Raw genomic sequence first — 25,305 nt, forward strand, 5'->3', positions numbered from 1 at the left:
AAACCAGGGCTCCCGCCCCGGCTCTTAATTACACCTGCTGTACCCGCAGTTGGCACAGTTCTTGCACCCTTCGCTGTTAATCAGCGAAGCGGAGCCGCAGGACGGGCACAGGTCCAGCGCCGCCACGCTAGTCGCGCGCTCGGAGCATGCCCTCGTCCATGGCTGCTAGGCGCAGCCGACTGTGCTGGTGCTGGCGCAGCCAGCACTTCGCTCGTCGCGGTCACGTAGTTCCGCGCGTCGTCTGGCTCGTTCATCACGTCATCGTGCTGCTCGAGCGCTTTGGCAACCGCGTCTGCGATCGACTCGACGCGGTTGCTGCCGAAGCCAATGGCCCCTGAGCCGCCAATACCTTTCAAGTGCTTCACAAGCAGCTTCACTTTATCGCCGTGATCGCCATAACGCAGGAACAACGAGCACACGCGGCCCAGCGCTTCGGACATAGCGAACACATCGGAGCCTGCTTTGCCGACGTTGAGGAAGATCTCACTCGGCGTGCCGTTCATATCATTGATCGTAATGTACGCCATACCGAATGGCGTATTCACTTTGTACGTAGCGCCGCGAAGAATTTGCGGTCGACGTCTGTACTGTTTATCGAATACCTGCTCCGTATTCGCATCAACGTCTACGGCAAGCTTGCCGGATAGATGGGTGAAACTATCCTTATCGCTTTCTGCTACCACGGCTGCCTCAGCTTCGGCGTCAGGCACTTCAGGATTAGATGAGACCGTTTCATCTTTTTTATCAGCAGATGTGCTCAAAACCTGCACATCACGGCTTCCATCGCGATAGATGGTGACGCCTTTACAGCCCAAATCAAAAGCTAATTCATACAACCGTTTCGTTTCCTCGACCGTGAAATCGGCGGGACAGTTGGCTGTTTTGGATATTGAGCTGTCCACCCATTTCTGGATAGCTGCTTGTGCGCGAATATGATCTTCCGCGGTTAGTGTCATGGCCGTTACATAGTAATTCGGAAGCTCTTGTCCGGGGTTGCGATCTTTCCATTCCTGGGCAATCGGCACATATTGTTTATCGAAACCGAGTCGGCTTTGGCGATAATATTCAAATGCAAAATATGGTTCAATGCCGGTGGATGTACCAACCATCGTCCTGTGCTGCCGGTTGGCGCTTGGGTAATGACCGTTACGTTACGCATACCCTTGTTCTGTATGGCTTCCCCCACCTCAGGGAACGCTTGGGTCATGTTTTTCATAAAGCCGCTCTCCAGGAACTTATCCGCAATGAAAGCTTCAAAGGAGCCTTTTTCACTGGCAATCTCCGCGGAGGCGAGATAGGCTTCTTTGGCCATAAAAGCATAAATTTTATCCAAAAACACCAATGATTCCGGACTTCCGTAGCGAATTTTCAGCTTAATCATAAGCTCGGCCAAGCCCATAGAACCCAGTCCCACACGTCGCTCGGCTTGTTGATTTAAGCGATTTTCTTCGAAATGGTACGGTGTCTTATCAATAACGTTATCCAAAAACCGTGTGGAGTACCGGACCACTTTGGCCAGGTCAGCCCAATCCACGTCATGGTTATCAGCGTCATAAAACTTCGAAAGATTAATTGCAGACAGGTTGCAAACACCCCATGCAGGCAATCCCTGCTCACCGCAAGGATTCGTACAAATAATCGGATTAAAGTACCAACTGTTGGACATTTGATTGTAGTATTCCAAGAATACGACACCAGGCTCCGCCGATTTCCAGGCAGATTCAATAATCGTATGCCAAACATTACGGGCACGCACGGTACGATAAGGCTTTACGGATTTCCCTAGCTTTTTCCAAGCATCTAAGTTTCCATCCCACTTATCGTCATAATCAGGATCTGTTGTATCCGGAAAAACAAGTTCCCAATCCAAATCTTCTTTTACAGCATTCATAAACCCGTTACTTACGCAAACCGAAAGGTTCGCATTCGTGATCTGACCCATCGTCGATTTCACGGTAATGAAATCGACCAAGTCGGGATGCCAATCATTGATCATCAACATCAAAGCGCCCCTACGGCTGCCTCCTTGCTCAATCAAGCCTGTCGTGTAGCTAAACAAACCGCCCCAAGAAACCGCACCGCTCGATGAACCGTTAACGCCCTTCACAATCGCACGACGTGGACGCAAAGAGGAGAGATTAATGCCTACACCACCGCCGCGTGACATAATCTCAGTCATTTCTGTAAGTGTGCTCATAATCCCGCCGCGACTGTCCTTAGGGGAAGGAATCACATAGCAATTGAATAACGTCAATTCATCGCTGGCATCAGCCCCGGCTGCAATACGACCACCTGGGACAAGCTTCCAATCATCCAGAATATAGCGGAATTTCTCTGTCCATTCGTGCCGTTTTTCGGAAGTTTCTTCAACCGATGCCATGGCTCCGGCCAAGCGGTCCCACATTTCTTCCGGTGTTTTTTCTATATTTAAAGTCAGCTTTTCGACCGAAGATTCAACCGTCTCTCCGCTGCGTGTTTTCACTTTTACGGTGCTGCCTTCACGTGATATGATTTCGCCTACTTCTTTGGCCGGGAATTTGGGATCATCTTTCGTTAAAACGAGAACAGTATCGCCAACTTTAGCTGCGCTCGTATCGGCATTTTTAAGGGCATACCGATCTAAAAATATTTTCTCGCTCAAGCCATTCAACCTCTTATTTGACTGTACAAATTCCACCAACAACACCCTCCCAATAAGCTTCATATCCGGCTGCATCCAATGAAAGATCACACCTAAGAGTCACATAAAATTACAATATATGGTGTAAGAAATCCATTATACAATACTATATATTGATATTCGAATAGATAATTAACCAAATTCAGAAATAAAGACAAGCTTAGTTGCAATTAGCTGTGTTTTGCTTGAAATTGCTCTCTTTTTCATTCGGTTTCTGCTCATAATTATCGACATGCTTCGACATCTTTTCTTTATGCTTTTGTGTAAAGAGGCACTTGCGAATTGTTTGTTTTGACGTCCTTTCTTTCCTCTGATACCCTATAGTTAGTATAACATATTCTTCGTACAGATAGAACATTTGTTCTGTATATTATTTTAGGAGGTGATCTTCGTGTATTTTTTCAAAAATGAGTTTGTGGACAAGAAAAACCTAACTGTTTCACCGGATGATCGCGGTTATTATTTCGGGGACGGGGTATATGAAGTCTTCCGTGTTTATCACGGTCGTATCTATCAACTAGACGCTCACATACAAAGACTTCACCGAAGCGCCAGCGAAGTTCGCATCGCGTTACCCTTCACCGTGCAAGAAATCGAAGACATTCTCATGAAATTGGTTCAAAAGAATAACCTGACGGAAGGTACAGTCTATTTGCAAATTACGAGAGGGGAAGCTCCGCGCGCCCATCCGTTTCCGCTGCATGCTGAACCTATTCTTCTCGCCTACTGCACAGAGGTCACAAGACCAGTCAATACGATACATACCGGCATTCATGCGATAACATTAGCAGATATTCGCTGGCTGCGCTGTGATCTTAAGACACTGAATCTGCTGCCCAACGTGATGGCCAAGCAGACAGCCCTTGACCACGGCGTGCAAGAGGTTGTTCTACACCGTGAGGGAACCGTAACGGAATGCAGCGCTTCTAACTTAATGATGATCAAAAATGATGTGCTTTACACGCATCCGGCTAACCATCTGATTCTGCACGGAATTACGCGAGCTGTCGTGTTAAGACTGGCGCAGTCGCTCCAAATGACGATAAAAGAGGAGCCTTTCACCACGGAGCAGCTCTTACAAGCTGATGAAGCCTTCATCACAGGGACAACCGTTGAGATTACTCCCCTCTTGCAAATCGATGGCAAGCCAATCGGATCAGGTACCCCCGGTCCTCATACACGCAACCTTCAACTTGAATTTGAACGTACTTTTGCACAGTAAATTTAAGTAAAGGTTCCTTTTTCAGCTCCTCCAAACAATCACGAGAAAAGCCGCCAGAAAATCCTGACGATCCTATCTATAAGCAAGGTTTTCAGCGTTAAAGTGGAGTTGTTGCTTGGACTGACTGCTGTAGCACTGAAAAACAGTATTAACTTTCCAGACATACCTTTTGCGGAGCCATTTCCTTGTGGGACTCTTCGTAGGTCATGACATCCTTCACCGACTAGGCTTCCGCTTACCCTATCTCTCAAAAAAAGGCATGAACCTTCCAAATGGAATGGTTCGTGCCTTTTTCACTCCATCTCGTTTATCCGTACAACAGTGATCTTTAAGTACAAGCCCCTGTCCTCACCAGCTTAACGACGCAAATTCCAAGCCTCAGCCCCATACTTTTCACGTACAAAACGATCCGTCAGTTCGAGCTCATATGCGGTAAGCTCTGCCTCCGCTAGCTCTACGCCAAGCCCCAATGCAATTTCACGCCGAAATGCTTCTTCCACCTGTGTGATTGTTACGATTTCTTTGCCTTGTCCTCGCAACAAATCATTGATAGCTACAGCTTTTTTCAGGAAGCTTTGTTTCATCCGATCAGCCAGCTTCTCACTTGAGAAACGCAGCAGCCGAAATAGCTGATCCGTGTCCATATCCAGCAGAATGGAGCCGTGCTGAAGCACAACATTTTTCTGACGCACCTGGGCACTGCCGGCGACTTTGCGTCCCTCCACAACGAGCTCGTACCAGGACGGAGAATCGAAGCAAGCTGCTGATCCTGCGGAAGCGTATTTCTCTTTCTCTTCGTCGTTTGCCAGCTGCACCATCTCAGCTTCTAAGCCTAGCGCACGGAAGCCTTGCAGCAGCCCTTCGCTCAATACGCGATAAGCTTCTGTCACCTGACGCGGGATACCCGGATAATCCTCTGCAACAATGATGCTGTAAGTTAGTTCCTTATCGTGCAGAACCGCTCTGCCACCCGTCGGGCGTCTTACGAATCCGATGCCTTCTCTGGCAACGGCTTCCTGATCAACCTCCGCCGCTTTTTGGAAATAACCGATCGACAGCGTCGCCGGATTCCACCCATAGAACCGCACAGTTGGTGGGACTAGCCCCTCACTATGCGCAGTTAGTATTGCTTCGTCTATTGCCATATTTTCAGCAGGGGAACGATCCCCTGTATGTATAAATCGCCATGCCGTCATCTTCAACTGTCACCCTTCCTTCATCAAATGCCCAAAGACACCCTCTATCATATCACAAAATCGCGCCCGCTTTCGAAATCTGCTTGGTTCTACAAAACTCCACGATTGGCAAAGTTATGAAAGACCCTCATTTGGACATACTAACACATATTCCATCATCCGCTTATGCTTACGATGCTGGTTGTCTGGCGAAAACTCAGCTTATGCTTACGATGTTAGTTTTGCTAAAGCGAAACTCGAAGGAGACCATCTATGCGCCAACAGGAACAGCAAGAGAACATTCGTCCCATTCATGATCACCTTCATATGCATTTTGAGAGGGATTGGTTTAGTGAGCTGGATAATCGCGTACATGGAGGAGGGCCTTGGGATGACTGGTCGTTGTATCAACTAGCTTATGAATCGGAAGAAGCAAGGCTCATTTCGACCTTTGATGAAATGCAATGCCTCTTGCACTTAGGTGAACTGGAACCGATGGCGCATCAGATTGATACAGCGAAACGCGTTTTAAATGAGATGCGGGGTCGCGCCATTTTGGCCGATGAAGTAGGACTGGGGAAGACGATCGAAGCCGGTTTGATTTTAAAAGAATACATGCTCCGCGGACTTGTTCGCAAAACACTCATTCTGGTCCCCGCCTCCCTAGTACTCCAATGGGTCCGGGAATTGAATTCAAAGTTCGGCATACCTGCCGTTGCTCATAAGAAAGCCTATATGTGGAAGCAAAGCGATATCATCGTCGCATCGATGGATACAGCTAAACGCGATCCTCACCGTGAAATCGTGATGGGGCTTGAATATGACATGTTAATTGTCGACGAAGCACATAAACTGAAAAACAAAAAAACAACCAACTACACTTTTGTTAACGAGCTGCGCAAAAAATATTGTTTACTTTTGACCGCTACACCGGTTCAGAATGACCTCAAAGAGCTGTATAACTTGATAACTCTGCTGAAACCGGGTCAACTCGGCATTCAAAGCAGCTTCAAATCCAATTATGTCGTCGGCAAAAGGACACCCAAAAACGAAGGCCAACTCCAGCACGAACTTGCTAAGGTCATGATACGCAATCGGCGCGGGGATGGCGGCGTTCATTACACCAAACGGGTCGTCAAGAACATTCCTCTCACATTATCTGACGATGAACAAGCGCTTTATGACGGGGTGACGAATTTCGTGCGAACGCGTTATCAAGAAAGTCGCGGTGATCTGACGAGCATGCTTTCGCTTATCACTCTGCAGCGTGAAGTTTGCAGCTCGAGGGACTCCGTATTCATTACACTCGTCAATTTATTTAAGAAAACAGCAGAAGATTCACCGGATCGGGCTAAAATATGGGAGCTTGTCGAGCTCATTCGCAGCATTAAATCGAATACCAAGGCCGAAACGACAATGAAGCTTGTTCAGGATATTAATGATAAGGTCATTATTTTCACGGAATACCGCGCTTCTCAAGAATATTTAATGAGCTACCTGAAAGAGCGCAAAATTACGGCTGTCCCCTATCGAGGCGGGATGAATCGCGGTAAAAAAGATTGGATGATGGATTTATTTCGTAATCGCGTACAGGTTCTAGTGGCAACTGAGGCCGGCGGCGAAGGCATCAATTTGCAATTCTGCCACCATATGATCAACTTCGATCTACCATGGAATCCGATGCGTGTAGAACAACGGATAGGCCGTGTACATCGGCTCGGACAAACGCATGATGTGAACATTTACAACTTATCCACAAGAAATACGATTGAAGAACACATCCTTTCTTTGCTTCACGAAAAAATCAATATGTTCGAAATGGTCATCGGGCAATTGGACACCATCTTGGAGAAAATTGAAAAGAAAGGATCGCTCGAAACCTCGTTATTCAAATTAGCGATGGAGGCTCGTTCCAATGAAGATATACGCCGTAAAATCGATGAATTAGGTCATTCCTTCTCTGAAGTACAGGCCCAAATTGAACATAACCCTAAGCAGGGGGCAGTTTTTCAAGGCATTTTAGACGCTGTCGGGGGCAATCCAACGAGTGAGGTCCGAGCATGAATAAAAGGAATATTCATTCATTCGTCATGCGGTTTCTTGAAGCCTACGAATGTACGATTTTGGAGAAAACACCTACTTTTGTTACCGTCAAGCTTTCTCCAGAAGCTGATAAAGAACTAACAGGACGGCCTTACTACTGGAGCTTCGTAGAGCGTACAGGTGCTCCCGCTGAAACGATGACTTATAAGTTCGTCTTCGACCCGCAGCAGATGAAAGCTGAAACCAAACCGAAAGCAGCTGCTCCCGCCGCGGTGAAAAGCCCCTCTGCTCCGGGAACCCTTCCCGAGCAAGGACAGGCTGCAGGTGCAGGGCCATTTCCACAACCGCCCGAGGCTGGCTCAGATAGCATCCTTGGTCGTTATTTTGGCTTCGTGCCTACCAACCTAAACACACGTGTTCCACAAGATGATATGACTTTTGGCAGCAGACGTCTCGATCAAATTTTCAATGTCGTACGCGAGAAAGGACGTTTCGTTCATTTATTTGAAGAACCTTTTCCTATGGGGGCCACCTATCACGCCTCTCTCATCTATGATACTTGGTTCTGCGTAAATTATAAGGTAGAGCTCGCTTGCGATCGCAAACGCAGTGAAATTCATTCTCTGGCTATAGGACTTAATAGCGGAGAAATTCGTGAGCATTTTCATAAAAACTTGCTGACAAAAAGCCTTTCCCCCAAGCTGCCCGCGAACAGTCACCTGCTGCCTGACAAAATTTCGCTGCCAAAAGCCCTTAACGCCCTTGAAATGACACTTGAACGCAAAATCAGCGCTTATGATCATGCGTGGGCCGATGAAGCAAATGAGCAGCATCGCAGTGAAATCGATCGGGTAGAAGCTTATTACAACGGGCTTTTGCTTGGAGCAGAGCCTGATCAACGTGCCGATATCGAGATCCAGTGTCGGAATCGACTGCAAGAAATCGATTGGCAGCATAAGCCGCGGATTGTCGTTTCTGTCATCAATTGCGGACTCTTCCATTTGAACGCGGCGAGAGTACCCAGGAACTGACGCTTGTCGCTAAAACATCACAAATAAGAGCGGACAGGTTCTAACATTCTTTTTAACGCATAAACATTACAATAGACTTATAGACTTGCAAGGCCAAACGATGGGTAGGTGTATGAGGATGAAGAGATGGACCGCATGGACGGCAGCCTGTTTAATAAGTATGGGTGGTTTATTGTTCGTACCCATGCAAACTTCAGCAGTTGACCATTTAGAACGGACAAGCCTCACGCAAACGTTAAAAGAGTCTGGAGCCCCTCACACTATGACTAAGGCGCCTCTGGATTTGCGGAGTGAGTCCTCTTTAGCAGATACGATTAAAGCTTGGCAAACGGCACTCTCCCACGAAAATGGTTTCCATAACTGGCAGAAGGCAACATGGAACAGCTACCCGCTTGGACCTGGTACACATGGATGGGTCATTATTCTATCTGAACAAGGTAAAGATGTTGGCTATATGATAATAAATGCCGCAGAAAATGGCTCATTCCAGTTAGCGGAATACGGCACTGGCGATAATCCTTTATTTAGCTTAACCACGTTGTATCGATCTTTGGTACAGCAGGAACTCATCCCTTCTTCCATTTCTTTCTCCGATTTTATTAAAAATGAAGCTATAACCAAAGAACGTCTATACATGGATGCGCTAACGGCTCTGTGGAAAATAAATATCCAGCAGCAAACGTATTATTTGGATGCCAAGTCAGGCGAGCTGCTTCCACTAAAGGAAGATCCCGCTCCCAAAATCATCCAATCCATGACTCCGATAACCAGCACACAATTAGTCGGAGAGGTCCATGAATGGGTTACTAGTCCCTTCGATCCTTACGATCGTTTGCCATGGGTGGAAGGCACACCGCTGCATGTGACTCAACTGAAAGAACTGCAAACAGCATTGCGCCAAACGACTAAACTCACCTATGTAACTGAACTGTATAACAATCAAGTAACCCTTCCCCTCGCTATACTTGGTTATACACAGTGGGACCAAAGCGAGCCTTACCTGGCTCTCGATCATGTGGGCCCCCGTTATGTGCGCTTACTGGCAGCCCTACAGCAAGGAGATATCTACCCATAAAAAAGCTTAGACCGTTGTTCGCAAAGGTCTAAGGCTTTAATTTTATTATCTGGAAAAACCAATACCCTTCAGAAACGCATTCGCCAAAACCGTATGTCCGACCGTGTTCGGATGCACGCGATCCCAAGCGATAGCTGCTGGATAATAGGCTTGCAGAAGCGGTTCGAAGGCAGCTTGCGTATCCACGAAAATAGCGCCGATTTCCTCCGCAACCCGCTTGACTGCCTGACCGTATTGATCCATCCTAGCACGCATTGCGTCTTGTGGATTCGGCTCTATGTAAAATGGAGTCATCAGAATAATCCCTTTAACAAGGGGAAGCGTACGTGAGACAAGCTCTTTTAGCGTCTTTTCATAAGTCTCTATTTGCACGTGTTTCTCTGTTTGCAGAGGTAAATCAAACTGCCTCCATACATCATTAATTCCTATCATGATAGACAGCCAATCCGGCTTCTGATCCAGGACATCCGTCTGCCATCTTTCTTTCAAATCAAGAACCGTGTTCCCGCTGGTACCTACATTTACAGTTCGAATGTGCAGTTCCGGATAAACAGCGTTCAACTGACCGTCTACGAAAGACACGTAGCCTTTCCCAATAGCGCCAAATAAACCTTCACCAATCGGTCTTGCCCGCTCACAATCCGTGACGGAATCCCCAATCATAACAAGCTTGTCATTTCTCTCAAGTTTCAAGATCATTACTTCCCTTCCAATAAAAAGATTGTCTAAACATCATATTCGATATGAAGCACAAAAAACCTCTTAATCAGCAATCAGGAAAATAGGATACCCTGAACATCTGTTTAAGAGGTTTGTTTGCATCTATTTTTTTTTGATTTTAGCTTGATCGATCCACATGCGAGTTGCCAGAGGCAGCAAGCCGAACCATCGTGTTTGCCAGTTTTCCCGTTTCTCCTTATTTAGCGCCTTAACCTGCTGTCTAACGTCTTTGGGTGTTTCTATATAGGTGACAACCTGCTCCGTAATATACTTGACTAGCTCATCGCTTTTAGCCATACTTCCACCTGCCTTCCCTCCCTATTTTGGCCATAGAGAACCTCGTCTAAACGGGGAAGGCAAACGGAAGAATGTGGATTCAGCCGATTTTGCCGCCGCTCTCTGCAATGATTTTATCAGCGAATGATTTGATCGTACTGCATCCGAGCAGCATCGGTTTATTCTCGCATTGCAATAACAACACTTGGGCTTTCGTATCCCAACCATACTGGAACCCGACATTCATTCCGGCAACAGAAATTGTGAACTTGCCCGAGGCTGCGTTCGGAATGGTAAAGCCCTGCTTTCTGCCAACCGCTTGTAAAGATCTAAATACAGAAGACGAAATCCCTTTATACGTCCATGTACTGCAAGCCGCCATAGGTCATCCCCCCCTCTCCCTTAATAGGGTCTTTAAAATTGTATGAAGAGATGAGGGGAATCGTGCTTGTTCCGATTATAATTGTAGTCACAATGATGAATTTGTCTTGACAGGCTATCAGACTAGCAGACTACGTTTTCGACATTTCATAGCTTGAAGGCTTCTATTCTTATTTTGACTGCATATACTAGAGTCATGAGAGAGAAAGAGGGTGCTGTTAGGGATGTGGAAGCCTATGCTTCAAACCAAGCAAATCGAAATTTGCATGCACATGTTCGACAAGAAGGTAGTGCTGAAACTGAACGACTCAGACAAGGGCTCCACGCTTATCACACAACTGGACCATGCTGAACTCATTGAATTGATACATACCTTATTAGAAATAAATCGAAGCTTCCGTGGAGATATTCCCTTTTATTTGCCAAAGAAAAACACCCTCAATCCTACAAACTAACGTAGGTTTTGAAGGTGCCTTATGCGAAGAACATCATTTAGTTCCGATTGAAGCCTGCGATAGATGCCAAGAAACGAAGAATATACAAAAATAAATTAATGAAGTCCAGATAAATGTTTAGTGAAGCAAGGGGAACTTGTTCAGGCGCTACTCCGTCACGGTATTGAGCCACATCGTAGAGTACCCAGCCACTAAAAATGAGAATCCCTATGAGTGACCAAACCAAGTTCATGACGGAACCGAAGCTTACGAACATTCCGATCACGCTCATTAATACGAGCCCAATTGTACCAGCGAACAAGAAGCCGCCGAGAAAACTAAAATTTCGCTGTGAACGATGCGCGTAGAATGCCAGTCCGCCAAAGATAGCGGCTGTCGCAAAGAACGCACCGGATACCACGTTAGCGCCTAATGTACTGCCATAAGCCATAATTACAGGGTAAAGCGCAACTCCTGAAATTGCCGTAAAAGCGTAAAGAAAGCCATAACCAATGTTTTTACCACGAATTCGAATCACTACAGCCGCAATCAGCATTACGACTTCAGCAATGATGAAAAGCGGAACCATAGAAATCGGAACAACGATCGCTCCTATTAATGTTCCCAGGAAAGATATAAGAAGCGAAATAGCAAATGTTTGAAGCACATGGGCAAAACTACCTGAATGTGAGACCGTAACCGTTCTATCCATGAAAATTCAGCTCCTTTTTCTTCGTATAGATGTACAATCTATACTATGTATTATACCCAAATTTCATGATTACGGCTATAGCAGGAATACAGCCCTCCATGCATCATTTCAAAGCATTTGAAAAAGGCGAGGCCTCCCAGATCCACTGGAGATGCCTCGCCTTTTATTTCTTACTTCATGGTCCAATTGGTAACGCTAATTACCGCAGCATCGGCGTCCTTCAGATCTGTCTTGCCCATACTCAAAAGCGTGCTCCATTGTTTAACACGATTTTTGCCATTCGGCGGTTGATTGTACTGGTTCGTATCGACGATTAGGGTCCGTTTGGCGTAAAAATTAGTCATAAAAGTCTTTTCATCGGTACTGTTGCCAGATCGTGAGAGGACACTTTCAAGACTGCCTGAATCTCCCGACGCTCCCTGATTCAATGCTGTGTCGACGAAAGATCCGATGGTCAAAGCTGAACTGAAACCGCGCTGCTTCGCTTGTTGGACGCTATATTTGATATAGACATTATAGAAGGTACGCCACATAGCCTCCCTCCACGCGGCATTGTCTTGCAGGGCATTAATCTTGCTGACGAATACGCTGGAGCTATCCGTGATTTTCAAAATCGATCCTTGCATCGTGCCATGTACACCAATTCGTGACAATCCGCCTTGAATCGATGGATTGCTTGCCCCGCTGGCAGCATCGAATTCCTTGAAAAGTGCAGGCCCGTCAGGACCAGTGTCGTTGGAGCCACCGGTCGTGCGCCGAATATGCCAATTGTATAGCCGCGATTATCTTTGATGTCCTCACAATAGCCATAAAACTTTGTCCAATTGAGCGTATCTTGCTCGGGTTTGTTGATGAGCTTCATAATATTATCCCACTGCTCGCCATCAAGACCGGTATTGGTTTTTAAGAATTGAAGCGTAGTCGGCGAGAAATTAGCATCATGTGAGTTTGCGGCTTGAGCCCTAGGTTGACCACCAAACACGGTAAGAAGAACGGCAAAACAAATCATAACTAATGATAATAATTTTATCCTTGTTTTGGCTGATTTCGCATTTGTCATAGACATGGACATAAAATTCCTCCTAAGTATGGGATAATTGTGATGCCTCTTGCCTTACACTTTCACCTTTAAATTAAAGCGCTTAAACTTTTGGATAAAGAAAAAATAACGCTTTAAAAAGTGTGTTTCTAACTTTTAAATTTTTCTCCTCCTTCTTGTGACTTTAGTTTAACCGCTTAAACTTTTCTGAAGCGGATCCTTATATTTTTTCTCTCCTTTTATCTGATGACGAAAAAAATTTTTTAGAACCAGAAACGTTGGTAAAAATTTTCCCGAAAGAGTTCTCCTCTTATCAAAAAACAAACTCTTCGAAAATAATTTTCGAAGAGTTTGTTTGCAAGTATGATGCGGTCAAGAGGACTCGAACCTCCACGGGGGTAAGCCCACACGGACCTGAACCGTGCGCGTCTGCCAATTCCGCCATGACCGCATAATGCACTATGAATAACAATTCATAGAGTAGTGACAAAATTTACTATACCATGGGAATGAAAATCTCGTCAATGGCACTTTTAAAAATTGAAGATGATTCCGGATTGGAAGCGATTCGAGCAGGGACAGCTTACGGACTTTTCCGCAGAACTTAATTCCCTGCTCCATCATGCGTCTAGGATTGTTCTAACCCAGAACGTTTTACTGCATGTGCTGATGTTTAAGGCGTTTTCGCAGATAGCTGGCAAGATGCTAAAATGGCTTCGTACACGGTTCTTCCAATCAGATAACCTAGACGAGTTGCTGTTCCTGCATAAGCGTAAAGCGGTCCGCGATCCGTGGCAGCAATGACAACAGCATCTGTCGTCGTTCCTGTCGCTGGAAGATCGCCTACATGCACATTCAACGCTTGGAGGGCAGCAGATTTGGCTTCTGTAGCCGTTATAACGGCATTGACCATAGCAGCATCAGTCAGTTTTCCGTTAATTACGACGATCGTATTGATCGTTCCGGGATACAAAGAACTGGCGGGGAGCTCAGCTCCCGCCCTAGCCTTATTCCCTAAACCGACTGTCGCCCAAACGCAGACTTGAAGCGGCTCAAGATTGGGCACCTCTTCATCCTGCTCCCATGTCATGGAGCAAAAGCCTACATGATTGACAATGGCGGCAGTCAGCATCCCTGCCGCTTCAAGCGGGTTTAAACCCTCAACCGTCATAAAATCATGCATTTCGCCAATTGGATCCGCTTCATTGTACAACATGTCCACTTGGCGGTTCATGATCCCCTTATAGGAACCGAAGCCACCACCCCAAGGGGATGAATTCAATGTCCGCATCGATGTTTCACTATGAATCCATAGGTAGGTTCCATGGGATGATTCGACATACTGCATCTGAATACCGCGTATAAGTGCCTCATTCCTGTCAGCTTGACTATTCGGTGTCATCCGAGACTCCGTCCGGCTCCACAGGCTCCTGGGGTAACATATATTCAGGCGGTCTTTCCTCGCTATAAAGTTGATACACATAGTGACGCGATAGCTTGACTACGCGGCGATTCTTTTTACGAATCAAGACGCTGTCATCATCCCAGGCCACCACAATTCCCCTCACATCATTGGTAGGGTTAACATCGCGAATAACGCGAAGGAATGTGCTTTCCACACGATATAAATCTAATTGCTCATCAGTAATCATAGTTCTACCCCCAACATCCAAATATCCTCTTTAGCATACACCAATTCCTGAACAGTTGAAACTTACATAAGCAAGCCCTTTTTCGGTTAAGTTAATCATGACCACTAAAGGGTAACGTACTCGTGTAGGATGGGAGAGTCTTAAGATGGATAAAAATACGTCACAAGCTATCTACGGCACCTCATGGCTGCCAGGGAAACTAAATGAATCTAATGAATTTAATGAAGAATATGACGATTGCTTAAAGGACATCTATCGTACGATACACAAGCTTGGCTCGGAAGCAACGAAACGACATATTGAGAGCATTCATATTTTGGAGGATGGCGTTTAAGCAATGATTGACGCCATATTTGCTCAGACAGCATCACACAAAAGGCCAACGCATCCTCTTCGGATACATTGGCCTCTTTGGTATATGGGGGTGCAATTAGCTGACATGTTCCTTGGAATCGTTCGTCTCGAACCAGAAATCAAGGACTTTGCTAGACATTACGCGTTTCTGAATATATTCCACTTGTGCCACGGAAAAGTTTTGTTCCCACTCTATGCTAAGCTCTGTGCAAAGCTTCACAATGGTCAACAACTCCGACCAAGCGACATAGCGTTTGTACCAGAAAAATTGAGGGTGTTCAATCATATAGGGATACAGGTCATCAAACTCTGTATGCTTACAATCAAGAGCACGTTCAAAATGAGTTTTGGCTTCCCCAAGCTTCGTCATAAAATATTCGATGGAACCATTTTCAATACCCATAGATGTTAGCCTCCTCTCTTACCATGTTACCATTATAAAGGATAAATCGTTTTCAGGGAAGCCACTGATGAAATGTAAAATCAGTCAAAAGTGATTTTCCCATTCGCTAGTGAAGCGATTCTAGCCAAGGATTCTAGCCGGATACCGCGTTCACGGATTGAGTTTCCACCGGCCTGAAATGATTTCTCAACTACGATGCCTACACCTACAAGTTCCGCTTCGGCCTTTTCAATAATGCGAATTAAGCCTCTAGCCGCGTCTCCGTTAGCGATAAAATCATCAATCAATAAAACGCGCTCACCTTTGTGAAGAAGATGAGATGATACCATAATGTCGGTCACAATCCCTTTGGTAAAGGAAGGAACGCGCTCGCTGAACGTATCTTGATCCATCGTCAATGTTTTCTTACGACGGGCAAAAACCATAGGAACTTCAAGATGCAGCGCTGTTGCTAAAGCAATCGGTATCCCTGACGATTCAACGGTTAACACCTTGTCCGGTTTCGTCTCCCTGAACAATCGAGCAAACTCTTTGCCCATTTCCATAATAAGCACAGGATCCACTTGATGATTCAAAATGGCATCCAATTTTAGCACTTGATCCGATACAACGACACCTACTTCTAAGATCCGCTGCTTTAATAGTTCCATGATACTGGCCCCCTAAACCTGTCTATTATGAGTACGTTACCATATTGATGAAGTAGGTTTCAAGTCCCAATTTTTGAATTTAGGTCTTTAGCAGTGAAACTTTCTTAGCCCATTAGGTGTCTATATACATATAAGTGTTCCAATCCCAAAAAAATATGCCATTTTATTCAATTCGCCTCTATTTGCTCACATTTAAGCATTGAGATTAACAGGCGATAAGCAGTATGATAAGTAATGTTCTATTTAAAATGAAACGAATTGGCAAAGAAAGGAAAGATGGCGATGAACAACCTCTTTAAACCTAAAGTTCTAGGCTATATGCCTGTTGCGTTGGCTTCACTTCTGGTAGCCGGCTGCCAAGAGTCATCCGCACCTTCCTTACAGCCTCCTACATATACGCCTTCTGTTTATGCGCAAACCGTGACACCTGAGCATCCATTCCCTAGCAGTGCTGTCTCGTCACCTGCACCGACACCAGAAGATGTGTCAAAGCATGAAGCACAAGTCGCAAATACGAACAAATCCGATTACTCGGATCTTCCGCAAACTTCGACTGCTCCCAAGCCGACAGTCAAGCCCAAAATTAAAGAAGAGGATGCTTATCAGCAGGAAAAGCCAACCCTGATGGGCTTGAAGCTTGGAACAAGCAAAAGCGTCATTCTAGAACGATTCGGAAAGCCTAAGAAACAGTTCGTCATGGATGAAGATGAAGATGCCCTTCAGGTGTATGATTTTACTGATTTTTCCGTAGGCTTTAATAAGAAAGATACGTTAGAATTTGTTGATGTTCATTCCACAGAAATTGATCCTGGACTGCGTGGTTTACATCTCGGCCAGAAAGCCCAGGACGCGATTGACATTCTCGGCAAACCGGACACGAATACAGCCTACGTGCTTTCTTACAAGTCGCAAGGCACTTTGCTGAGGCTCGATTTGGATCCGCAAGAAAGCACCATCCAATCCATAAAGCTTTTCGCTAACCGCTAAGGCTGCACCACAAGAAAAGACCATAACTTTCGATCCTTTAGGACGAAAGTATGGTCTTTTTCCATTCTCTTGCTAGTGCGCCGTTCTCCGCTTCCGATAGCGTAAGTAAATACTGACAATGACAAAGGCTAACCCAGCTATGATCAGCAAGCTTATGCCCACATATTGGTGAATCAGTTGAAATAAACCGTCCAAATTGCTTCCGATAAAATGGCCAAGTGTTAAAAAAGTTGTACACCACAGCAGCGCTCCCGTACCGGCATAGAGCAAATACTTATAAAACTTCACCCCACTGACACCTGACAAATAACAAGTAAAGTGACGTACACCCGGCACGAAATATCCAAAGAATACGGTCCATAATCCATACTTTTTAAACCAGCCCTCTGCACGCTCAATTCGACTCGGTGTCAGCTTGAACCATTTGCCAAACCGGTATAGAAAGGGCTTGCCTACACGATGACCAATCAGATAGCTAACAATCATTCCCGTCATAGTTCCGGCATATATGACCAGCAAGGTTGTTACAAAATCAAAAGGTCCCCCAGGAGCCGTCAATGATCCTACGAAAGCCATCAAGGTTTCATCCGGAATGGGCACCCCAACGATACCAGCGGATAACAGCAAGTAAAGGGCAATATAACCATAATGCCCAATGAAATCATATAGAGCTTCTTTCATGAAAGACTCACTCCCGAATCAAACTAATCCTATTCATTTCCATTTTAACAGAAACAGGAGCTTGCCCCAAGTTCCTGTCATGTGCTCGTCATTCTGAACATACCTTGTACTATGAGAAAACCTTTCTTATGTGGTAAGAAATGACGGAGAGTGGGGCCAACTATGCGAACTGGATCACAGATTATCCGTGTTGCCTTTACCTATATTGGCACAGTTGTCGGGGCTGGTTTCGCCTCCGGACAAGAAATTCTGCAATTTTTCACACGCTACGGTTGGCTGGCGACCTTGACCATTGCGCTTTCCACCATCCTATTTGTTTGGATTGGCATTAAACTAATGCTAATGGCACATGATCTGAAAGCAGCCTCTTATGAGGATATGAACCGGGTTGTTTTTGGTCAGCGGATAGGCAACTTCATTAGTTTGTTTATGATGCTTGTTCTCTTCGGTATAACGACCGTTATGCTCGCAGGCGCCGGCACCGTTTTTGAAGAGCAGCTTCACCTCTCCTATCAAACGGGACTGTTGGTTACATTATTTTTCGGTTATCTCGTCTTGTCGCGAGGCATCGGGGCTATCATGACGGTGAATTCCATTGTTGTTCCCATTATGCTGCTTTTTAGTCTTGTTATTGTTGTTTACACTTGGCATTCTCCGGCTTCAGGAAACTGGTTAACGACAACTAGCGATCATTCCCTTATGAAAATATGGTTTGCGCCATTTCTCTATACCGCATTTAATCTCGCTATGGCCCAAGCTGTGCTTGTCCCTATGGGAGCCGCTATTCGTGACCGAAACGTCCTGTTCTGGGGAGGACTGCTAGGCGGCGCGGGAATTGGGCTGCTGTTGCTTTCTGCACATTATGCATTATCCGCACAAATGCCTGGTATTGCTCAATATGAAATCCCTATGGGCAATATTATTAATCGATTAGGCTCAGTGCCGCAAATCGCTTATCTACTTGTCATCTACGGAGAAATTTTCACAACGTTTATTGCCGATGCCTATGGGTTGTCCGTGCAGCTGCAGCAGCGCCTCAAATGGCACCCCAAAGTGCTGCTCATCAGCATCTTAACGCTGAGCTACTTCGTTAGTCTAATCGGCTTCAAAGCCTTACTTTCCGGTTTATATCCCTTATTCGGTGCTATTAGCGTCGTTTGGCTGGTTCTGATGGTCTGGCGCAACCGTGCGATGTAAAGCGCCGGATTGAATAAAGCCGAGCACGACAATAAGCCTTGCAAACAATAAAAGCATACCCATGGCCGAAATAATAATGCCAGTAAGCAAGTAGGAGAAATGGAAGTTAGCAATGGCAGTTTGATCGCGCATAACAGCAAACAATTCAGCAAGCAATAATAATAGACCGATAATGAATAAACTGACGACTGCATAATCCATAATCGTCCATTTCGAAAAATACTTCACAGCAATTTCAGACTGACTGGATGGCTTCGGCGCAGCCGCTTGCTGCCTCCAAAGCTGATGTACCATCCATGCTGTATAGACCGCGACACCTGTTATGAATAACCCGAGCGCCCCGCCTACAAGGGCTAATATCATGTTCATAACCTATTCCCTCCCCCTTCCATTACGAATGATCGTCTGTAACTACCCATGCCTTAACCCATAAACAAGAATAAGAGTCAATACGAAGCAGAAAATGGGAAGGCTGTACAGCAACGGTAAAACAACCATGTCCGGGAGACCCATAGCCGGCAACCAGAAAATGTCCAACTTTTTTATCCCCTTCACTTTCTCCGTCTCATGATCTTGTAATTGTTTGCTCAAGATGGTTTCGGAAGCCTCATCATGCCATTCTATTTTGCCTTTTTTCCAACCGACCTGATATGTAATTTCACGGTGCTCTTTCTTCTTATCGTTTCCTGATTCCATATGGATGCCTCCACCTTTATCTACAACCTATGTACTTACCCATCCTTACCCGCAAATTCTCGTTGCTATAAGTGAATGAATCGGTGCCCTGGAATGATTCTTGCCGCTGCATCTCGTACATGCCCATGACAAGTAAACAACAATATTTGGTGACGGCTGCTTAAATCCGCTAGAACACGCAAACAGCTTTCCATCCGCTGCTCGTCGAAATTAACGAGAATATCATCCATCACAAGCGGTAAAATGGCTTTCCCTGCATATTCTCCGGCAAGCGCAAATCGCATCGATAAATAGAGCTGTTCCGCTGTTCCCCGGCTAAGCTGACTCGTATCCAGCGACTGTCCGTTCGCTCGTATAGCCACTAGACGCTGCTCTCCAAAAGGAGCCTTAACCTGGGTGAACGCGCCACCCGTCATAACAGCAAAATAGTCGGATGCCCGTAAAAGCACACCTGGTTGTCTTTCTTGCTCATAGACATCACGGGCTTTCTTCATAAGCAAAGAGGCGAATGACGCAACGGCATACTGCTGAACTTGTGTGCGAATCAAAGTCCGACAAGCCTCCAATTGAAGGAGTTGATCGGCATGAGCTGAGCCTTGCTCCAGCTTCTCGATTTGTCCGGCAAGCTTCCCTACTTCTTCACGCAAATTGTTGGTTTGCTCTGAGGTGTCAGCAAGCTGGTTTTGGAGGGTAGCCATGTCAAGCAATAGATCCTCTTCGCCATGCGTCTCCAGCAGAACGCTAAAGCTGTCCAGCAGTCCTTTGCTGACCAACACTTCAAGCGAAGCTTCCAGATGAGCGCGTTCCTCGATTCGTTTTTTACGTTCCTCCTGCTCACCATGATGTCTGCGCAGTTCTTCAGCATGAAGAGCAGAGGCATCATGCAAAAGCTGATCAAGCCTCGTTTGCGACTGCTGCTCTGTTTGCTCTAAAAGCGTTAATTCTTGCTCAATATCCGCGTTAAGTTGATCTAGATATTGTTTGTCTGAAAGAAACTTCAATTGCTCCTGCTCATGTTCTTTCCAGTGCTTCAGGGCAAAAACCGGCTCTTGACGTTTAGATTCTTGGAGACCGAGCAAGGAGGCTACTGTCTTCTCATAGTCGTTAACCGACGTTAGAAGCATCTCAAGTTTAGCATCCTGCTTGCGAAGCTGGCGAAGCAATTCGTGACCCTGTTCCACAGCTTGAATCGTCTCCAGTGCCGCATCAGGGGATAGCTGTGTGCTTAAGGCAAACGACTGCAACCAATTTCGCCAATTCGTCTCAAGCCTATCCATGTCTGTTTCCAACTGTTGATAGACCAGATTGCGCTGCTGCTCCTGCTCCAATAAAGCTTCCAGTGTTTCCTGAGCGTCTTGCAGCTTCTGCACTTTACGCTGCCGCTCGCTTCGCTGTTGTTTACTCTGCTCGGCTTCACGCATCCAAGCATCTAATTGCGGTTGAAGCTCTAGGATGGAAATCTCGAGATTTCTGGAAGACATTGGAGAGGCTGAGGTTGTAGTCGCTGCCGCTTCATGGTAAGCCAAGGACTGCTGAAAAAACAGCTGTGCCTGCTGTCGGATACTCTGTTCTAACTGGTGGAGCTCAGCCTCAATGCGGGCTATGTTTTTCGAGCTTTCAGCTTCATCCCCTGCAGAAGAAAGCGCAGTCGTCCTGGATGAACGGTTACCTTTAGAAGAAGCATTCCCAACAAAGATATACACCGCTGCGCCGGCGAATAAAAGAAAAGCGCAGAGGGCTGCCACTCGGTTTCCCTGCCAAAACAGTAAAGCAGGGGCTAGCAGAGCCAAAAAACTGCTCAATACCAGAAGGCGCTGTTGAAATGATGCGAAGCGGTCTTGCTTGTTTGCGCAGCTTCTTCAAGACCAATCCGGAACTGCTTCTGCGCAGCTTCACGTTCATGACGATGTTGGACCTCGCGGACTACCAATTGCCAACGCGCATATTCCCTTGTTAATCTTTGCAGCGCCGTTGTAGGATCAAACTCAGCCCATTCAGCTTGAATCGCACGCTCAGAAGATTGTAAACGTATGGTATCTTGTATGCGTTCCTGCTGCTGGCGCAAACTATCCAGCTCCGCTCTGAGACGCAGCTGATCTGCCCGACAAGTTTGAAAGCGTTCCTTGTAAGACCGCACCTGTTCACGCAGTGAGATCGATACCGGAAATGTTGCCAGATCGTTTTCTTCCCAATCCCTATCTATTTGTTTAAGCAGCCTATCCAGCTGCGCATGTCCATGTTCTTGTTCAACGCGCAGCTGCTCAGCGCTGCGTTTGTTGTCTTCATATGCAGCAGCTTGCTCCAGCCAATGATTCAACTCGAGCTGATTGACAAGCAGCTCAGGCTTGATTTGGATGTCGCGAAGCTGACTTTGCAGGCCTTGCTGCCTTACGGAAAGACGTGTGCGCTCAGCCAGAATGCGTTCCTGTTCGGCTTCCAACGCCTCAAGCCTTGTGACGGCTTGCTCGGGGAAGCCCTCCAGCGCAGGCAGCGAAGCAAGCTCCTGGTCGATCTGCCGTAAGCGGATCCATCCGCTTCGCGCCTTAACGGCCAGGCCGAGCTTGTGCAGCTCCGCGCGTTGCGACTCCTGCTGCTGTTCCAGATCAGCAATCCGCTCCTCCGCGGAGCGGCGCTCTGCCTGCAGCCGATCATAGTCGGCTGCGTGATCCCGGCTGCGGCGCAGCGTCTGCTCCAGGCCCTCCAGCTCCTTCAGGAGACGGTTAATCTCCTGATTGCGCCCTCTGGGCCTATACAGGCCATCGGCCTGCGCCGTCAGCTTGCGCTCGGCCTCCATGATGACCGAGCCGCTTACGCCAAGCCCAGCGCTATACAGATAGCCGCTGAGCTCTTCCGTCTGCAGGGTGCGCAGCTCCTGCAGCTCAGTTAAACCAAAAGCGAACAAGCTGCGGAAGAGGTCGGCCGAGAGGCCGCCCAGCAGCGTGTTCAGCAGATCTTCCCCCCCGACGGTGCCATCGCCGAGGGTTACCTTAACGAGCCCCGCTGAGGCTCGTTTACCGCCTGCGGCGGGCGCGTCATAGCGCTCGACGCGAATGCGCTGCCCCTGCTCATCGAGCAGGGTCAAAGCGCCGCCATGGACGCCGCCGCCCAGCGGCTCGTAACGTTCCGAGCGGTTTTGCCGCGTCGGAAATCCGAACAGCACCGCGCGGACGAAGCCCATGAGCGTGCTCTTGCCCGCTTCATTAGCGCCATAAAACAGCGTAAGCGGGCTGTCCGTATCCAGCAGCCGCTCGCGCAGGCTGCCAAAACCTTCCACATGGATGGAGACAATTCTCATCCCTGCCACCCCCCATCGCCGACAAGAGGTCAGCGGCTAACTCTTCCGCGGCGCGCAGCCACTCGCGCAGCTGTTCAGGCTCAGCCGCAGCCGGTTGACCGGCTGCCTGCGGCAAGTTCTGCAGCGCGGCCAACGCATCGCGCGCAAAGTCTGCAAGCGCTGCATCATCATGCCGCAGCGACTCCGTCAACCGCAGCAGATCGCCGATAAAGCTCTTCTCCTGCTGCAAAGCTTGCAGATCGAGCTCACTCCCCGTTCGATCCTCGATCGATTCAACCCAAACGAATGGGCTTCGCTCGGACTCGTCTTCACGCAGCTCAGCGAGCAATTCCTCGATCGCCCGGCCCTTACGCAGCAGCGCATGTACAGCGCCCCGTCCTTCCAGCACAATTCGGACAACCGCATCACGTCCGTCTGCTTCAATCCGAATCCGTTCTAGCTGCTCCCCGAGATAGTCTTTCAGCTCCTGCTCCGTTTGAATCCCCGCCACTGACAACGGTTGCTTAAACCATCGAACCCGATCCAGCGCTTGAAAGGTCAAATCTGCTTGTCCATTCTCCTGCATCTCGACGAGATAACATCCCCGAGGACCCGTTTCCCGTATACTTCTTCCCTGTAGGTTGCCCGGGTACACAATCGCCGGGCGCTCATGAAGCACTCTCCCCGTATGGACATGACCTAACGCCCAGTAGTCCATCCCTGCGTCTAATAGATCCTGCTTACTGCAAGGAGCATAATTGTCATGACCGGGATCGCCATCTACATTCGTATGTAAGAGACCGATTTGGCAGACAGGCTCGTTCCCTTTTTTATAACGAACTGCCAAATTGTCTGTTTCAGCCGCGCTGCGATAGGATATGCCATGGATCTGAGCAATAACGCCCCGACCGGGTTTTGCCACCTGGACGGTTTCCACATGTTCAGACGCAAAAAAATGGACATTAGACGGCCAATCCAGTTTCGCCGCACGTCCATCCTCAGGGTCATGGTTGCCATGGATCACATACACAGGAATACTCTGCGCGGTTATTTGCTCCATCGCTTTCTGAAAGCGAATTTGAGCGCGCAAAGACCGATCGGATAAATCATAAATATCCCCGCTAATCAGTACAAAATCCACCTGTTCTTGAATCGCTAAAGCGACCAGTTCCTTCAGCGCTCCAAACGTCGATTCTCGGACTCGCTCACGAATCCGTTCGGGCAGCGCCGACATGCCTTTGAACGGACTGTCCAAATGCAAGTCGGCGGCATGCATAAACCGCAGTCGTTTCATTGTGCTAACGCCTTCCTAACTTAACTATTTTCAAAAGGTTCACTTTCGTTATCCGCTTCTTTGGCAACCTGATAACTTTCATACACACTCTTTAATTGTCGTAAAACACGATTCAAGGAATAGGTTTTCTTGGCTTTTTCCCAAGCTGTTCGCGCTAAATTGTAGCGGAATGTCGGGTCAATCACGACTTTTCCAAAGCATAGCTTAGCGCCATCGCATCGCCAACAGGAACCAGTAAACCGTTATGTCCATGTTCAATTTGCTCAGCAATCCCGCCTACATTCGTACCGATCAAGGCCAGCCAGCACAACGCAGCTTCCGCAAACACAGAACCGAATGCCTCCGCCCTGGAAGGCAGCACGAAGACATCAAAAAACGGCATAAACTCCTCCGGGTGCAGCATATAACCATAAAAAATCGTTTCCTCATAAATATGATGGGCAACGGCGAGTTTTTCCAACTCCTCGCGACTCGGTCCGTCTCCAATAATATGCAAAACAAAAGGATGACCGCGCTTTTTAAGCTCACCGCAAGCAATTAACAGGGTATCCAGCCCTTTAGCAGGAACGAGACGACAAACCGTAATGAACTGAGTGACTTGATTTTCATGTGAGATGGGGCGAAACCGTTTCTCGTCAAAACCGTTTGGTATAACACCGATCCGCTCGCTGTCCTGCACATACTCTGAGATGTATTGCTTGAAAGAATTCGACACCGTAATGATCTGATCGACCTTGGCTTCAAGCTCACCATATATTTGCGTTAAAAACTGATGCTCGATGCCATTTTCCTGAATCCGTCCATTAAGAATAAGCTCTCTCTCGAAACTGGAGTGAATGGTCAATATGACCGGCGTCTCTGGATAGATTTGTTTCATTGCCAATGCGGCAATCGGATGGTGAGCATGTATAATATCAAATTTCTTGGAAATTCTCAGCTTTGTCCACCAAACGTAATCTTTGTAGGTTTGAATATATCTATCAACGATCGGGTTGCCTGCATATTTCCGCCAATCAAAAGTGGTGAATGCCACTTCCTCTGTCCCTTTGCCGCGAATGCGCTTAGGCAGCGAAAATAATTCCATCTCCCAACCCTTTTTATTAAAACGGTCCAAAATATATGGCACCATGGATGAAACCCCACCCGGCTGTTCCGGGGGAAAAAATAATGCTTGCAATATGTTCATTGCATGAGCCCCTCTCCCAAATCCTTGAGCTTACCTTCTTATTGTAACTGGTGCGCGTCTAATATAAAAGAGAACATCTTGGGGTCCTATTAATCGATTCTATCCCTCTCTCTCTTTTTCCTCTATAATAGAGTCACTACTTG

25 protein-coding genes, 1 tRNA gene and 2 pseudogenes are annotated in these 25,305 nt (G+C 47.0%); 8 read left to right on the plus strand and 20 right to left on the minus strand.

Annotation, left to right across the window (positions count from 1 at the left end; genetic code table 11):
* Positions 1 to 24: 24 nt before the first annotated feature.
* Positions 25 to 2,704, minus strand: a pseudogene (locus FU659_RS00445) (adenosylcobalamin-dependent ribonucleoside-diphosphate reductase).
* A 367-nt stretch (positions 2,705 to 3,071) separates the two neighbouring features.
* On the opposite strand from FU659_RS00445, the gene dat reads away from it, so the two are divergent.
* Complete coding sequence (gene dat / locus FU659_RS00450) at positions 3,072 to 3,902, plus strand: D-amino-acid transaminase (protein ID WP_147945729.1); 831 nt, start codon at positions 3,072 to 3,074, stop codon at positions 3,900 to 3,902.
* A gap of 356 nt (positions 3,903 to 4,258) precedes the next feature.
* Here dat and FU659_RS00455 read toward each other — a convergent pair whose 3' ends face one another.
* Positions 4,259 to 5,098, minus strand: a complete 840-nt coding sequence (locus FU659_RS00455; RefSeq protein WP_147945730.1) for a lipoate--protein ligase family protein — start codon at positions 5,096 to 5,098, stop codon at positions 4,259 to 4,261.
* A 252-nt stretch (positions 5,099 to 5,350) separates the two neighbouring features.
* On the opposite strand from FU659_RS00455, the gene FU659_RS00460 reads away from it, so the two are divergent.
* From FU659_RS00460 to FU659_RS00470, 3 genes are all read left to right on the plus strand, one after another.
* Positions 5,351 to 7,141: a DEAD/DEAH box helicase gene (locus FU659_RS00460; protein WP_147945731.1), complete on the plus strand. Its 1,791-nt coding sequence runs from the start codon at positions 5,351 to 5,353 to the stop codon at positions 7,139 to 7,141.
* Positions 7,138 to 8,151, plus strand: a complete 1,014-nt coding sequence (locus FU659_RS00465) for a YqhG family protein (RefSeq protein ID WP_147945732.1) — start codon at positions 7,138 to 7,140, stop codon at positions 8,149 to 8,151. Before FU659_RS00460 ends, FU659_RS00465 begins: the two co-directional genes overlap by 4 nt.
* Positions 8,152 to 8,269: 118 nt before the next feature.
* On the plus strand, positions 8,270 to 9,226 hold the full coding sequence (locus tag FU659_RS00470) for a hypothetical protein (RefSeq protein WP_147945733.1): 957 nt from the start codon (positions 8,270 to 8,272) through the stop codon (positions 9,224 to 9,226).
* Positions 9,227 to 9,271: 45 nt separating this feature from the next.
* Here the strand turns inward: FU659_RS00470 and FU659_RS00475 are convergent, their stop codons facing one another.
* The 3 genes from FU659_RS00475 to FU659_RS00485 form a co-directional block, all read right to left on the minus strand.
* Positions 9,272 to 9,889 carry an SGNH/GDSL hydrolase family protein gene (locus tag FU659_RS00475; protein WP_397354858.1) on the minus strand — a complete coding sequence of 206 codons (618 nt, stop codon included), beginning with the start codon at positions 9,887 to 9,889 and terminating at the stop codon, positions 9,272 to 9,274.
* A 159-nt stretch (positions 9,890 to 10,048) separates the two neighbouring features.
* Positions 10,049 to 10,243: a YqzE family protein gene (locus tag FU659_RS00480; protein WP_147945734.1), complete on the minus strand. Its 195-nt coding sequence runs from the start codon at positions 10,241 to 10,243 to the stop codon at positions 10,049 to 10,051.
* Between the two features lie 79 nt (positions 10,244 to 10,322).
* Positions 10,323 to 10,604 carry a hypothetical protein gene (locus tag FU659_RS00485; RefSeq protein WP_147945735.1) on the minus strand — a complete coding sequence of 94 codons (282 nt, stop codon included), beginning with the start codon at positions 10,602 to 10,604 and terminating at the stop codon, positions 10,323 to 10,325.
* A 235-nt stretch (positions 10,605 to 10,839) separates the two neighbouring features.
* On the opposite strand from FU659_RS00485, the gene FU659_RS00490 reads away from it, so the two are divergent.
* On the plus strand, positions 10,840 to 11,058 hold the full coding sequence (locus FU659_RS00490) for a hypothetical protein (RefSeq protein ID WP_147945736.1): 219 nt from the start codon (positions 10,840 to 10,842) through the stop codon (positions 11,056 to 11,058).
* A gap of 37 nt (positions 11,059 to 11,095) precedes the next feature.
* On the opposite strand, the gene FU659_RS00495 is transcribed toward FU659_RS00490, so the two are convergent.
* The 6 genes from FU659_RS00495 to FU659_RS00515 all read right to left on the minus strand — a co-directional run bounded on the left by FU659_RS00495 (position 11,096) and on the right by FU659_RS00515 (position 14,440).
* Positions 11,096 to 11,749, minus strand: coding sequence for a Bax inhibitor-1/YccA family protein (locus tag FU659_RS00495; RefSeq protein ID WP_147945737.1), 654 nt, complete (start codon positions 11,747 to 11,749; stop codon positions 11,096 to 11,098).
* 170 nt (positions 11,750 to 11,919) lie between these two features.
* Positions 11,920 to 12,402 carry a chitosanase gene (locus FU659_RS36715; RefSeq protein ID WP_261807525.1) on the minus strand — a complete coding sequence of 161 codons (483 nt, stop codon included), beginning with the start codon at positions 12,400 to 12,402 and terminating at the stop codon, positions 11,920 to 11,922.
* Positions 12,357 to 12,821 (minus strand): chitosanase, encoded by a 465-nt coding sequence (locus tag FU659_RS36720; RefSeq protein ID WP_261807526.1) that lies wholly within the window; start codon positions 12,819 to 12,821, stop codon positions 12,357 to 12,359. Before FU659_RS36720 ends, FU659_RS36715 begins: the two co-directional genes overlap by 46 nt.
* 334 nt (positions 12,822 to 13,155) lie before the next feature.
* Positions 13,156 to 13,239: transfer RNA gene (locus FU659_RS00505), tRNA-Leu, on the minus strand.
* Positions 13,240 to 13,461: 222 nt separating this feature from the next.
* The gene (locus FU659_RS00510; RefSeq protein ID WP_147945738.1) at positions 13,462 to 14,190 is read right to left on the minus strand and encodes an adenosylcobinamide amidohydrolase; all 729 of its coding nucleotides are present in this window, start codon (positions 14,188 to 14,190) and stop codon (positions 13,462 to 13,464) included.
* Positions 14,177 to 14,440 (minus strand): hypothetical protein, encoded by a 264-nt coding sequence (locus FU659_RS00515; protein ID WP_147945739.1) that lies wholly within the window; start codon positions 14,438 to 14,440, stop codon positions 14,177 to 14,179. The genes FU659_RS00510 and FU659_RS00515 overlap by 14 nt, the downstream gene beginning before the upstream one ends.
* Before the next feature lie 145 nt (positions 14,441 to 14,585).
* Here FU659_RS00515 and FU659_RS00520 point away from each other — a divergent pair, with 145 nt between their 5' ends.
* Positions 14,586 to 14,774 carry a hypothetical protein gene (locus FU659_RS00520; protein WP_147945740.1) on the plus strand — a complete coding sequence of 63 codons (189 nt, stop codon included), beginning with the start codon at positions 14,586 to 14,588 and terminating at the stop codon, positions 14,772 to 14,774.
* 96 nt (positions 14,775 to 14,870) lie between these two features.
* On the opposite strand, the gene FU659_RS00525 is transcribed toward FU659_RS00520, so the two are convergent.
* A complete protein-coding gene (locus FU659_RS00525; protein ID WP_147945741.1) occupies positions 14,871 to 15,197 on the minus strand; it encodes a hypothetical protein in 327 nt (108 codons plus the stop codon).
* Between the two features lie 80 nt (positions 15,198 to 15,277).
* Complete coding sequence (locus FU659_RS00530; RefSeq protein ID WP_147945742.1) at positions 15,278 to 15,847, minus strand: xanthine phosphoribosyltransferase; 570 nt, start codon at positions 15,845 to 15,847, stop codon at positions 15,278 to 15,280.
* Between the two features lie 282 nt (positions 15,848 to 16,129).
* Between FU659_RS00530 and FU659_RS00535 the strand changes: the two genes are divergently transcribed.
* Entirely contained in the window at positions 16,130 to 16,834 is a 705-nt protein-coding gene (locus FU659_RS00535) for a superantigen-like protein SSL4 (protein ID WP_261807527.1), read from the plus strand.
* A gap of 72 nt (positions 16,835 to 16,906) precedes the next feature.
* Here the strand turns inward: FU659_RS00535 and FU659_RS00540 are convergent, their stop codons facing one another.
* Complete coding sequence (locus FU659_RS00540) at positions 16,907 to 17,515, minus strand: DedA family protein (RefSeq protein ID WP_147945744.1); 609 nt, start codon at positions 17,513 to 17,515, stop codon at positions 16,907 to 16,909.
* A 162-nt stretch (positions 17,516 to 17,677) separates the two neighbouring features.
* On the opposite strand from FU659_RS00540, the gene FU659_RS00545 reads away from it, so the two are divergent.
* The gene (locus FU659_RS00545; protein WP_147945745.1) at positions 17,678 to 18,712 is read left to right on the plus strand and encodes a YkvI family membrane protein; all 1,035 of its coding nucleotides are present in this window, start codon (positions 17,678 to 17,680) and stop codon (positions 18,710 to 18,712) included.
* Here the strand turns inward: FU659_RS00545 and FU659_RS00550 are convergent.
* The 6 genes and pseudogenes from FU659_RS00550 to FU659_RS00575 form a co-directional block, all read right to left on the minus strand.
* Positions 18,650 to 19,081, minus strand: coding sequence for a hypothetical protein (locus tag FU659_RS00550; protein WP_147945746.1), 432 nt, complete (start codon positions 19,079 to 19,081; stop codon positions 18,650 to 18,652). The genes FU659_RS00545 and FU659_RS00550 overlap by 63 nt on opposite strands.
* 42 nt (positions 19,082 to 19,123) lie before the next feature.
* A complete protein-coding gene (locus FU659_RS00555; RefSeq protein WP_147945747.1) occupies positions 19,124 to 19,408 on the minus strand; it encodes a hypothetical protein in 285 nt (94 codons plus the stop codon).
* 65 nt (positions 19,409 to 19,473) lie between these two features.
* Entirely contained in the window at positions 19,474 to 21,210 is a 1,737-nt protein-coding gene (locus tag FU659_RS00560) for an ATP-binding protein (RefSeq protein ID WP_187273816.1), read from the minus strand.
* A complete protein-coding gene (locus FU659_RS00565) occupies positions 21,207 to 22,703 on the minus strand; it encodes an AAA family ATPase (protein WP_147945749.1) in 1,497 nt (498 codons plus the stop codon). The genes FU659_RS00560 and FU659_RS00565 overlap by 4 nt, the downstream gene beginning before the upstream one ends.
* A complete protein-coding gene (locus tag FU659_RS00570; RefSeq protein WP_147945750.1) occupies positions 22,609 to 23,976 on the minus strand; it encodes a metallophosphoesterase family protein in 1,368 nt (455 codons plus the stop codon). The genes FU659_RS00565 and FU659_RS00570 overlap by 95 nt, the downstream gene beginning before the upstream one ends.
* 20 nt (positions 23,977 to 23,996) lie before the next feature.
* Positions 23,997 to 25,162 (minus strand): annotated as a pseudogene (locus FU659_RS00575) (glycosyltransferase family 4 protein).
* Between the last annotated feature and the right edge of the window lie 143 nt (positions 25,163 to 25,305).

This window comes from Paenibacillus sp. N3.4, from assembly GCF_008017805.1.
Lineage (GTDB): Bacteria > Bacillota > Bacilli > Paenibacillales > NBRC-103111 > Paenibacillus_E.